Origin of the sequence: Pelotalea chapellei, from assembly GCF_018531195.1 — a bacterium.
Taxonomy (GTDB): domain Bacteria; phylum Desulfobacterota; class Desulfuromonadia; order Geobacterales; family Pseudopelobacteraceae; genus Pelotalea; species Pelotalea chapellei.
In genome coordinates, this window is sequence record NZ_JAHDYS010000015.1 from 41,820 (window position 1) to 53,799 (window position 11,980).

8 protein-coding genes are annotated in these 11,980 nt (G+C 48.6%); 5 read left to right on the top strand and 3 right to left on the bottom strand.

Annotated features, from left to right (window positions below; translation table 11 throughout):
- Positions 1–21: 21 nt before the first annotated feature.
- On the bottom strand, positions 22–576 hold the full coding sequence (locus tag KJB30_RS14490) for a DUF6125 family protein (RefSeq protein ID WP_214300580.1): 555 nt from the start codon (positions 574–576) through the stop codon (positions 22–24).
- 488 nt (positions 577–1,064) lie between these two features.
- Between KJB30_RS14490 and KJB30_RS14495 the strand changes: the two genes are divergently transcribed.
- The 3 genes from KJB30_RS14495 to KJB30_RS14505 are packed head-to-tail and all read left to right on the top strand — an operon-like array spanning position 1,065 to position 6,303.
- Positions 1,065–1,829: an ABC transporter substrate-binding protein gene (locus KJB30_RS14495; protein WP_214300581.1), complete on the top strand. Its 765-nt coding sequence runs from the start codon at positions 1,065–1,067 to the stop codon at positions 1,827–1,829.
- Positions 1,830–1,846: 17 nt separating this feature from the next.
- Positions 1,847–4,258, top strand: coding sequence for an ATP-binding protein (locus KJB30_RS14500; RefSeq protein ID WP_214300583.1), 2,412 nt, complete (start codon positions 1,847–1,849; stop codon positions 4,256–4,258).
- Between the two features lie 8 nt (positions 4,259–4,266).
- The gene (locus KJB30_RS14505; protein ID WP_214300585.1) at positions 4,267–6,303 is read left to right on the top strand and encodes an ATP-binding response regulator; all 2,037 of its coding nucleotides are present in this window, start codon (positions 4,267–4,269) and stop codon (positions 6,301–6,303) included.
- Positions 6,304–6,334: 31 nt separating this feature from the next.
- Here KJB30_RS14505 and KJB30_RS14510 read toward each other — a convergent pair whose 3' ends face one another.
- Both KJB30_RS14510 and KJB30_RS14515 read right to left on the bottom strand, forming a co-directional pair.
- Complete coding sequence (locus tag KJB30_RS14510) at positions 6,335–7,150, bottom strand: citrate synthase family protein (protein WP_214300587.1); 816 nt, start codon at positions 7,148–7,150, stop codon at positions 6,335–6,337.
- Positions 7,147–7,953: a citryl-CoA lyase gene (locus KJB30_RS14515; protein WP_214300589.1), complete on the bottom strand. Its 807-nt coding sequence runs from the start codon at positions 7,951–7,953 to the stop codon at positions 7,147–7,149. Before KJB30_RS14515 ends, KJB30_RS14510 begins: the two co-directional genes overlap by 4 nt.
- A gap of 156 nt (positions 7,954–8,109) precedes the next feature.
- On the opposite strand from KJB30_RS14515, the gene KJB30_RS14520 reads away from it, so the two are divergent.
- On the top strand, positions 8,110–9,798 hold the full coding sequence (locus KJB30_RS14520) for a thiamine pyrophosphate-binding protein (protein WP_214300591.1): 1,689 nt from the start codon (positions 8,110–8,112) through the stop codon (positions 9,796–9,798).
- Positions 9,799–9,868: 70 nt separating this feature from the next.
- Complete coding sequence (locus KJB30_RS14525) at positions 9,869–11,980, top strand: TonB-dependent receptor plug domain-containing protein (protein ID WP_214300593.1); 2,112 nt, start codon at positions 9,869–9,871, stop codon at positions 11,978–11,980.

Sequence of the window (11,980 nt, forward strand, 5' to 3'; positions counted from 1 at the left end):
GACCTCCAGGTGGAGTTATTTTCAGGGATTTTGGACAGGCAAAGTGAACTCCCACGCGCACCAGAACTCCTCTGGATGTACATCCGGAGGGCAGGCGATGCAGCGCGTCCTGATACGCGGATCGATGGTTCTTGCAAACTCTGAGTACTCAACGATTCCCACTGATTTGCAGGGGTGATCGGGCAACCCCTTGCGCTTGCGCGCCGACTGGACCCGACAGTCGATCATGCGGAAAATGGCGCGATCTTCCGTAATTTCGATGCATTCCTGAAGATTAAGACGCGCGTAAAAGCGATGCTTGAGGCATTCTGCCAAGGCGGCAATCCCGCCCCCCGGTTGCATGCCGAGGCGTTCCATGATCCGTTTGGCCTCGATGACGGTGAACAACCGCCATGCATCCGTATCGATATCGACCGCTACATCCATGCCATGCTTCTTTTCAAGTGACTGAAACCAGACACCATCGTGGGCCAGCCAGTTTTTGGCATCATCGATGATTATCCGTATCAATTCATCCTTGCTCAAATCATGAAGTAGGCTGATCCCTTCATCACCCGCACGCTCGGCATTTGACATACGCAGTCCTCCTAACGGTACGTATTAATCTGTTAACCTGGCTGGAATATAATTTATCATTTACGTTCATGTCAACACATAATAAAACATATTTATATTATTTTAGCTCTTTCATAATCGAAAAAAACATCCTGGCCACAGGCAATGCCAACCCAGTCTATTTAATGACATTAATTAAAGACAAAAGTCACCACAACCACCAAGACAGATTGATTTATGATTGTATTACTAGTTGAATTAGCTATACTTGGGGCCATTTTTTTTGGCCTCTTATCTCCAGCCTGCTTCAAGCCCTGGTTTTAATGTTAGGTCAGACGTGCTCATCCATTATCCAGGGACTCATCTTGAGATTTTCTTTCCCACATAGAAGGTCTTTACTCTTCGAGCGATGCTGCCAATTACTTCCAGCGCTGTTCCTCCTTTCGCTGTTGATAGCTTCACCGGCCTGCGCAGAGAAGGTTCTGATCGTTGGTGACAATCAATACGCGATGGTAGCTGATGTTATTGCAGAGATTCAAGTATCCCTCCGATCCCAGAGCAAGGAATATTCAACTACGGAAGTCAAAGGAAGGCTTGGTTCAATAGTTGAACGCGAGGACGCCCAAATAGTCGTTGCACTTGGAGTGGATGCTGTCAACGAAGCTCTGCGCCTGCCTTCCTCGATCAATGTGGTGTATGGTCTCGTCGTAGCTCCGCCAAGAACCGGCAGAGCAAATGTCACCGGGGTGTACATGTCTCCTCCTGTCAGCGAGTATGTTGCTACCGTCCGGCGCTACCTGCCCTCGCTCAGCAAGCTCTCGGTCATTGGAAACCAAAGTATGCTCAAGAGCCTGAACGGCGGCGAATCCCTCCAGGTATCTGCATATAACGTCAGCACTTCCTCAGATCTGGTAAAGACCATCAACCGTCTGCGTGACACCAGGGCACTCTTGCTGCTTCCCGACGCAAATCTATTGACCGCTTCAGTTATGTCAAACGTTTTACTGTATTCCTTTAAATACAACATTCCACTGCTTGGCATTTCAGAGGCAAATGTAAAACAAGGGGCGCTGTTTGCCCTCGTATTCGACCACAAAGCGATCAGCCGCCAGATTGGAGAGAAGGTTCAATCAATACTGAATGGGGGAAGTGCGGAAGAGCTATCCGCCTCCCCTCCAAGCAGATACATGTTGTACATAAACCACAACACTGCACAGAAGATGGGAATTGAAATACCGGAAGAGATGATGAAAAAGGCCAAAAAAATCTACTGAGACACACAGGCCCGGTAATGACGAACATCACAAAGCATGATACAGCAACAGCACGGCGGAAACGCAGGCTGGCTGAGCGGCTTACGCCAATGCTTCCTCTGACTTTCAGGTGGCAGGCAGTGCTACTCCTGTTCCCGATGATTGTCATTATCTCCGCGGTTTACACCTTGGAGTCGATCTCCACCGAAAGAAAGATCCTCAGAAACGAGATAATCAAAAAGGGAGAGACCATCGCCAGCATTGCCGCAAGAAATGCGGAACTGTCACTGCTCTCCGAGAATCTCGAACAACTGAAAATTTCAGCCCAGCAGCTGATGGAAATCAAGGATGTATCTTTTGTCTCATTCATAAACAAAAACGCCCAGATACTGCATCACCAAGGGAAGATGTATCCCCTGCCACCCACCCTGACAGCGTCCGAAAACCAAAGTATCAGCTTTTTTGAACATGATAAATTCTTTGAATTCATTGTCCCTGTAGTCACCATCAAGGAAGCCGAAGGGCTATTTCTCTTGGAGGGCACTGCTACTGCCCCCCCCGTAAAAGATCAGATCGGCTGGGTGCGTATTGGCCTCTCCAAGGAGATCATGAGCAGATCCGAACGCCAGATCATCTGGCGAGGCGCTTCATTAGCGATCCTGTTCTCTACTGCGGGTGTCGTGCTGCTCTATCTTTTCATAGCTCTGGCAACACGTCCTTTGTATGCCTTGATCAATGCCGTAAAGGATGTGCGAGAAGGAGAACATCCCGAGGTAAAGGTTATCTTGCCCAGAAGCGAGATTGGAAAACTGTCTGCCGAATTCAACCGAATGAGCCGGGCGATAAAGGACCGAGAAGAAACACTTACTGAAAAAGTACAGGAGCTAGAGTATGCGCAGGATCAACTTCAGGATAATGTTCAACAGTTGGAGTTGCAAATCAAAGCGCGCGAAGCTGCTGAAGCCGAGCTTATAAACCATCGTAATAATCTTGAAGGACTGGTAAGCGAACGCACCGCGCAATTGACCATTGCAAAGGAGCAGGCGGAGTCGGCCAACCGGGCCAAGAGTGATTTTCTTTCCAGCATGAGTCATGAGCTGCGCACGCCACTGAATGCTATCCTCGGTTACGCTCAGATCCTTAAACGCCACGAGAACATTACGGAAATGCAGCAGCAACAACTTGAGATCATGCGTAGCAGCGGAGAACATCTGCTGATGCTGATTAACGACATTCTGGATGTGGGCAAGATCGAAGCGCGCAAGATGGAAATCGCTGAAGTGCCCTTTGATCTGCCGGCGCTGCTGAAACAGGTTTACAGCCTCACCAGACTGCAGGCAGAGGAGAAGGATTTACGCTTCAGCTACGAGACGACTACCGATTTGCCGCAATATGTGCGGGGGGATGAGCGAAAATTGCGGCAGATTCTGTTGAACCTGTTGAGCAATGCGGTCAAGTACACTCTCAAGGGTGAAGTTACTTTGAAGGTCAGCTACAGCAGTGAACAAGGAGGATTACTGCGGTGCGAAATAAAGGACACCGGCATCGGTATTCCAAGCGACAAATTGGAAACCGTCTTTGAGCCGTTCACACAGCTGGCCACAAATCGGCAAGTGCGGGAGGGCACCGGACTGGGGCTGAATATTACCAGGCAGCTGCTGACATTGATGCAGGGCAGAATAGGAGTTGAGAGTACGGCTGGAAATGGAACTCTCTTTTGGTTTGAGCTGCCGGTGCAACGGGTGATGGAATTGGAAGTATTTCCAAAGAAACAGCAGCAGGGCATCACAGGCTATCAAGGGGAGCGCAAAAAAATCCTGGTGGTGGACGATAACATCAACAACACCTCCGTACTGATTTCTCTACTGAACTTGCTCGGTTTCAAAGTCACAACTGCCGCAAACGGAGCTGCTGCCTTGCAGCAAGCGACGGAGCAACGGCCTGACCTGGTGATCATGGATCTTGTTATGCCTAAAATGAGTGGGTTGGAGAGCGCCAGTGAGATGCGCAAGCGACCTGAACTGTCAGGAACAAAAATAATCGGCGCCTCAGCCATAGCAACGGATTCATCCAGCAAGGAAGCTTTTATGGCTGCCTGTGACGCCTTTGTAATCAAACCAATTCGGATAGATGTTCTGCTGGAGCGGATCGGGGAACAGCTCGGACTTACATGGATTACAAAATCATCCCCCCCCACTGCGGACAGTGTAACAACCGGGGCAAATGATTCTGTGGACCATTTTGAAATACCACCACTCGATGAACTAAAGGCAGTTCACGAACTGTCTCTCCTGGGTGATATGCGCAAAATACAGGCCTGGGCAGTTCAACTAGAGAAAAACGAACCTCGGTACAGCATCTTTGCCTGCAAGTTGCGAGAACTTGCAGGCTCATACCGAACTAAGGCCATTTTGTCGCTCTTGGATGAACATATGAGGGAAGTGAGATGAGTACTTGTATGCAAAACCCCATAATCCTGGTTATTGATGACGATCCTAACAACATGGATATAGTATCCAATTATCTTTCAGAATCTGACTACACGGTTTTTGTGGCAGAAGATGGTGAAAGCGGTCTCACTCGGGCAGAATACGCCAAGCCCGATCTGATCCTGCTTGATGTAATGATGCCTGGAATCGACGGCTTTGAGACCTGCCGCAGACTCAAGATTCTGGAATGTACACGCGACATTCCGGTAATTTTCATGACTGCCCTGGCAGAAACCGAGCACAAGGTAAGGGGTTTTGAAGCTGGCGCGGTGGATTACATCTCCAAACCATTTCAGCGCGAAGAGGTGTTGGCTCGCGTTAGTGTGCATCTTCGCATAAAAGATCTGACAACCCGTTTGCAGGAGGCGAAAGATTTGTTGGAAAAACGGGTGGAGGAGCGAACAGCGGAACTGGCACAGACTATTGATGCACTGCACCACGAAATATTGGAACGCAAGCGTGGCGAAGAAGAACGTATGCGCCTGGCCCGTGCTATCGAGCAGGCAGCTGAGGCCATATTTATGGCCGATGCACAGTGGCATTTCACTTATGTCAACCCAGCCTTTGAGCAGATGAGCGGATATAGCAGGGACGAGATTATCGGCCAATCCAGCACGATTCTCAGAGGCAATGCCTATCCCCCCGCACATTTCAATCAGATTCGGAAGATCATTGACCGGGACAATGCCTGGTCGGGACGCCTTGCCACTAGAAAAAAAGATGGCTCATTTTTCGAAGCCGAAACAACCGCTTCCTCGGTTAGGGATTCGAAAGGGGCAATCATCAATTATGTCATCATCCAACGCGACGTCACCAACGAACTGAGAATGGAGCGAGAACTGCGACATTCACAGAAAATGGAAGCAATCGGAACGCTTGCCGGCGGCATAGCCCATGACTTTAACAATATCCTGACGGCAGTAATTGGTTACACCGAAATGGCGCAACTGAAGCTACCGAAAGATAATCCGGCAGCACGCGACCTTGAACGGGTACAGGAAGCAAGTTCGCGCGCCAGAGATCTGGTAAAAAGAATTTTGACATTCAGCCGTCAGACAGAACAGGAACTGCAGCCGATTCAGATAGTCCCGGTGATTGAAGAGGTCATTGGCCTGCTGCGATCCACGATGCCTACGACCATAGAAATACACACCCGCACCCTCACAGATTCCAAGGACAATGTCATTCTGGCCGACCTGATTCAAATCCACCAGGTACTGATGAACCTCGGAACAAATGCAGCACATGCCATGCGTGACAAAGGCGGAATTTTGAGTATCTCCCTGTCTGATGTCGATGCCGATGCAGCACTAATCGCTACTCACCCTGACCTCAAGCCGGGACACTACATACGATTGACGGTGGAAGATACCGGTCACGGCATGGAGAAGAGTGTAAAGGAAAGAATTTTTGATCCTTATTTCACGACAAAAAAAGTCGGTGAGGGTACCGGCATGGGACTGGCGGTAGTAGAAGGCATCATCAAAAACCTGAACGGAACGATCAGCGTCTACAGTGAACCGGGCCAGGGAACCGCTTTCCACATCTATCTGCCGAAACTTATAAGAGGCAATGTTAAACAGGTTGTTTCAGAAGAATTAGCGTGTGGTGGAACAGAGCGGATATTATTCGTGGATGATGAAGAAATGCTGGCAGAGTTAGGACAGAAACTGCTTGGATCGCTCGGCTACACCGTAACAGCGAAGCTGAACAGCCTGGAAGCATTGGAACTTTTCAAAACAGTTCCAGACTCATTTGACCTCGTTATTACAGATATGAGCATGCCAGGCCTCACCGGCAAAGAGCTGGCGAGTGAGCTTTTGGCTGTCAGACCTGATATTCCAATCATCCTCTGCACCGGCTTCAGTGAGCTGATCGATGAAAAGCAGGCCAAAGAACAAGGCATAAGCGGCTATGTAACAAAACCCTATGCGACGAGCAGCCTTAATAAAATTATTCGTGAAGTGCTGACGGGGGAATCGTCAAATACAATATACTGTTGGTAAATTTTAGCGGTTCATTCATGTGAACAGCTAGCTATCCTGACTTGCCACTTTTCCAGGACCGCTTCGGTGGGCCCTCATACAGGATATGATCGCATGACAGAGGAAAGAGCGTACCTTCAGGGCGTTCTGAACTTTCGATATAGCAGGGGGGCATGCCAGCTAAAAAAGCGGGAAAAACGAATAGATAATATTCATAAGGTGAAAGTCCTAAATCAGCGCATAAAGCAGCTGCAATAGCACCGTAATTAATGCGCAGCCGCCAACGCCTGGCAGCCAGAAGCTCGTCAACTTCAAAGGCCAGTTGCACATGAGGGCCATCGCCAAGTCCTAGAGAACGAGCCAAACTCATTATTGGTACTATCCGCTCATCGCCGGACACCAAAGGGCGGCCATAACCAGCAATGCTACGATGTTTTTTCAATTCATCCCGCACACAGTCAACAAGTTCTACCCCTTTGTTCAGAGCCTTAAGTGTACGCTTAAGAAAATTAATTGACGGAATATATATACCACCACCATAAATTGAGGCTTCCGAAACAGCAAGGGCCGCTGCAATTCCCAGGGCGCCGGTGCTTCGAGAGCTACCTGCCAGGGCTGCCACCCGATTGTTCCAGATACGTGCGTCCGGGTAACTTGTGCAAACCCATATAGCGTGCAGCAGACTGAGCTGCTTTTCGGTGAAACGACGACCTGTGATACCAAATACATACAGTTCAATCCAATCCATATTCTTCAACTCAACATGCAGGTCATGACCACGAAATATTGCCCGCTCCCCTGGAAAACAAGCCCCCATACTGCTTTTCAGGCGGTCGATATGCTGATGTAGTAATTCAGGTCCATTCATCTGGCCTCCCTGGCTGGGTCATTCTCCAGCTCAATTCCAAAAAATGGAAATTTCTTGTGCCCAATCTGCCACTGTTCCAAAGCATGGGCTGCCGCCCCCGGAAGACGCAGCAACAGGTGGAGCATCTCTCCCTGCCCAGAGGTGAAACCGAGGTCGCTGAACGTGGCTGCCGCCACACCACTCAATGCCAATGGGCGGTTTACCATTGCCTCAAGATTTGAACGGTTCTTTGCCAGCCAAGGAAGTCGGGTTCCGATGCTTATTCCAGCAAGACAGGCAAGGGTTTGTTTGACGATTGTGGGCGTGCTGATACCGTTCGGATCAAACCCCGGAGGATGTTCCGATTTCGGCCAGATGGAAGTCATATCATCAGCGGGCGCTGTCAACAGGCGCTGCCAAGCATCAATATCAGTACCACAACTGTTCCAGCTTTCCATTGCAAGGAACACTTCATGGCCTCCGGCAACTTGTCCAGCTCCTACGGCCAGGGCGGCGATCAGGCAGGACGCTGCAGTGGAGCCTCCCACGCCTCCACACATGGCAGCATGAACAGATGGATCGCGTGGTCCCGGATTAGCCAGTGCCACCGCCACTGTTTCTAGCAGTTCCGTCTGTGCGCTCGTAGGTGCCTCACCCCGGAAAAGCACATAAAGCATTTCCACCCAGCGCGCCTGCCCGAGCATTCCGCCATAGACATCGTAGCCGTAACAATAAGCTGCTTTTGTGGCAAATACATTATCAGGTTCCGGCTCTTCCAACCAAATTCGAGTGTGAACCTGTTCAATTGAATTTTGGGAATTCATATAACTCCTTAAAACCACGTGATGGCCAAACCACACCCAAACATATTTTAATTAATCTTAAATTACATATATTTTGTTATTTGTAAATTATATAAATACGTTATAAATCTGATAATCAAGAAAAAGAATATGCAACAAAACAGTAGTGGAGGTGCAATGAATGCTGCCGAGGTAATTGTCGGTTCACTTGAAAAAGATGGTGTGCAGTACATTTTTGGCATTCCTGGCGGAGCGATTGAACCCCTCAACAACGCTCTATACACCAGCACGATCAAAGTTATCGTGACCAAACTCGAACAGGGCGCTGCATTTATGGCAGACGGCTATGCACGGGTCAGTGGCAATGTCGGAGTATGCTGCAGTACAGCAGGGCCTGGTGCAACAAATTTGATCACCGGAACAGCATCTTCCTTTGCAGATTCAATTCCGGTAATAACCCTGACCGGACAGGTTTCCACATCTCTTTTCGGCAAAGGAGCGGTCCAGGAATTTTCAATACAAAGCTTCAGCATCGTGAGCATTTTCCGTCAGATTTCGAAATACAGCGACATCATCATCAATGAAAACAAGGCCGGCGAGATGATTGCCAAGGCGCGCAGACTCGCTCTAAGCGGCAGAAAGGGCCCTGTCCACCTGAATCTTCCCGCTGATATCATGAAACGCAAAGTTGCAGATGAACATCATCGAAAATTCAGTACTGCCCAGGTCATGGGATTTGACAGAGAGGCGGTCAAAGAGGCCGCTAAACTATTGCTTAGCGCAAAAAAGCCTGTGATTGTTGCAGGATGGGGCACCGTTCTCTCGCGGGCCGATATAGAGCTTTTGGAACTCGCTGAACTTATGGACATACCTGTGGCCACTTCGCCAAAAGCCAAGGGCATTCTAAGCGAATCACACCCCCTTTCACTGGGGGTGCTGGGTTTCGCCGGATCACCGACTGCAAAAGAATATATTATAAAAAGAGATGTGGACGTTATGCTTGCGGTAGGCACCAGTTTCAACGAATGGGTGACACCTGGATGGGATAAAAAATTGCTCCCGACTAAATCAATGATCCAGATTGACATCGATTGCAATGAAATCGGAAAAAACTATTATGTAAACACAGGGATTGCAGGCGATGCCAAGACAGTCTTGCGTGAGCTTATCTATGAATTGCGCAGAAACAACAAACGAAAAAAACTGAGAGACGACAGGTGTAAAGATATCCAAGCCATTAAAGAGAGTTTGAAGGTAAATCCAAAGAAGTTGGATAAGATGCCATACCATCCCGAGAGGATGATTATGGATCTGGCCGAGGCCGTGCCGGAAGAAACGCTATATTTTGTAGACAGCGGCAACTGCATGGCTTGGGCAATCCGCTATCTTAACATTGAAAGACCTTATTCCTTTTTTGTCGGCCTCGGGTTTGCCTCCATGGGTTTTGCGGTAGCAGCATCGATTGGGGCCAAATTGGCTGCCGGCGATAAACCTGTTATCGCCTTGGTCGGTGATGGCTCATTCCTGATGAATGGCACGGAGGTGGCTACAGCCGTTAATTACAACATTCCAGTGATCTGGGTAGTAATGAATAATTCCATGTTCGGCATGGTCCACCATGGCAGAAAGCTTGCGGGCATCCCCGAGGGGATCACCTCCTCCTTCAAGCCGGTAGACTTTGTTAAATTTGCGGAAGGATGCGGCGCACGAGGAATCAGAATTACAAAGCCGGGTGAGATAAACAAGGAAATGATGGATGAAATCATTTCAACGGGTGTTCCAACTGTTCTGGATGTGATTATTGATCCGGAAGAGGTTCCTCCGATTCATTCTCGCATTGCGACGCTTGAAAAACTTTACACTTAAAAGACCGTAGTGTATTAATTTTAATGGTAAGGAAGATCATTAAGGCACACCTATAATCAGCGGAGAAACCATGAAGAAAACATCATTGTTTCCATACATATTTCTTGTAGGGTGTCTGAGCGTTAGCAGTCCTATATGGGGAGCTGACGAATCTCTTTCTCAACCAGATCTTCAGACATCTGAAAACAGCACCACCCAAAATAAAGAACTGCTCCTCTTTTTTGAGGAACAGGATTTGGTAACAGCTACAAAAAGGGCCACTTCGTTACGCAAGGCTCCTGCCATAGCCACCATTATTACTGCCGATGAAATCAGGAACATGGGTGCGCGAAATTTGCTGGACGTGCTGAAAATGGTGCCTGGCATCGGCATCTCAATCAACGAGTATGGCGTTACCATGATCGAAGTACGTGGCGTCAGATCATCTACCAGCGAAAAAATCTTGGTCATGATCAATGGCCATTCATTGAACAAGAACTTTACCGGCAGTGCTTTCTACTCTTATGCCGAAATGTTGCCTACAGAAAATATCCGTCAGGTGGAGGTGGTGCGGGGACCGGGTTCGGCCCTTTACGGCAATAGCGCTTTTGTAGCCACCATTAACATCATCACCCGTAATGCTGAGGAGATTAACGGTTTGGAACTGAATGCTGGAGGCGGCAGCTTCGGTAGCTTCAAAGGGAACTTGCTTGGAGGCAAAGCCATTGGCGACAAACTGACGCTTTCCGGCAGCCTTGACCATTACCAGACAAACGGCCACAAGCGGATAGTTGAATCCGATTACCTGAGTGGAAATCCTTCCTCTTTTCCATTCCCAACGGCCTCCCTTTCCACGGCCCCCAATACGCCTGACCTTAGCCTCAAGCAGACAGATGCTTTTCTGAAGATCGGTTATGGAGACCTTTCTTTTCGCGGAGGATATCGAACTGTACGTAAAGGGGCTTTTGTTGGTTTGGGATTTGCTCTTACCGATAATAGTTATCAGGATATCGATACCTATTGGAGCGAATTAGCCTATGGCCTAAATCTGTCTGAAACATTTTCGACGAATATTAAATTGTATTACGACCTTTACGAGCAGGTCCCGAATGTAAAAATATTACCTAACGGTTTTCTCGGATTTCCTAACGGAATGATTGGAAGGCCGTTAGTCAAAGACCGCACCATTGGCGCCGAACTACAGGTCGATTGGGAGGCGTTCACAGGCAATCATTTAATAGGGGGATTTTCCTTCGAGGATATGCAGCAATATGGTGTCAGGCAACTTGGCAACTTTAATCCATTGACCGGCGTACCACTTGGATCCATCCAAGAGGTTGCCACATGGAACAAAAATGCGAATCGCCAAATTTATGCATTTTATCTTCAGGACGAATGGCAACTGCTGGAGCGGCTCAATCTTACAACAGGTCTCCGCTACGACCATTACAGCGATTTTGGCAGCACAGTAAACCCTCGAATTGGATTGGTATGGAGCTTCCTCGAAAACGCCGACCTGAAGATATTGTATGGTCAGGCTTTCCGTGCACCTAATTTTCAGGAACTTTACAATATTAACAACCCGGCGCAGCTTGGAAATTCGAAGCTAAAGCCAGAACATATTGAGACTATTGAGACCGGCATCGGCTGGCGCCTAAACCGCTCCTTTGCCGCCAATCTGAACTACTTTTACAGCACGATAAAAGACCAGATAGATGTGGACCCCTCAACAACGCCCACACCTACCTATGCTAATTTCCGTAAATCCAAGACTCAGGGAATTGAACTGGGCCTGAACGGCGCCTACGGCCCTGACCTATACTGGAAGATGAATTATGCCTTTCAGGATCCGCGCGACGCCGACTCTGAGAGAAAACTTGCATATGTGCCATCTCATCGGGCCTCCGGCAGCATCAACTATGCCCCTGTGAAATACGTGAATCTGCACACCGATGTACTCTGGACTGGGCCCAGACCACGAAGCAATGGAGATAGCCGACCGGAGATGCCTGCTTACACTACCGTTGATCTGGCCGTGACACTGAAGAACTTTTACAAGACCTTGGAGATTCAAGGGACAGTCCGCAATCTCTTTGACGAACATTACAAAGATCCTGACACCTCGGGTGCACTTAACAAAGTTCCCGGCGACTTTCCACGGGAAGGAATCTCCGGATTTGTGACTGCTTCATATCGTTTCTAA

Coding starts and splice junctions, on each gene's coding strand:
- KJB30_RS14520 (WP_214300591.1), top strand. CDS start 8,110: ATGAATGCTGCCGAGGTAATTGTCGGTTCACTTGAAAAAGATGGTGTG.
- KJB30_RS14495 (WP_214300581.1), top strand. CDS start 1,065: ATGGTAGCTGATGTTATTGCAGAGATTCAAGTATCCCTCCGATCCCAG.
- KJB30_RS14500 (WP_214300583.1), top strand. CDS start 1,847: ATGACGAACATCACAAAGCATGATACAGCAACAGCACGGCGGAAACGC.
- KJB30_RS14505 (WP_214300585.1), top strand. CDS start 4,267: ATGCAAAACCCCATAATCCTGGTTATTGATGACGATCCTAACAACATG.
- KJB30_RS14525 (WP_214300593.1), top strand. CDS start 9,869: ATGAAGAAAACATCATTGTTTCCATACATATTTCTTGTAGGGTGTCTG.
- KJB30_RS14490 (WP_214300580.1), bottom strand. CDS start 576: ATGTCAAATGCCGAGCGTGCGGGTGATGAAGGGATCAGCCTACTTCAT.
- KJB30_RS14510 (WP_214300587.1), bottom strand. CDS start 7,150: ATGAATGGACCTGAATTACTACATCAGCATATCGACCGCCTGAAAAGC.
- KJB30_RS14515 (WP_214300589.1), bottom strand. CDS start 7,953: ATGAATTCCCAAAATTCAATTGAACAGGTTCACACTCGAATTTGGTTG.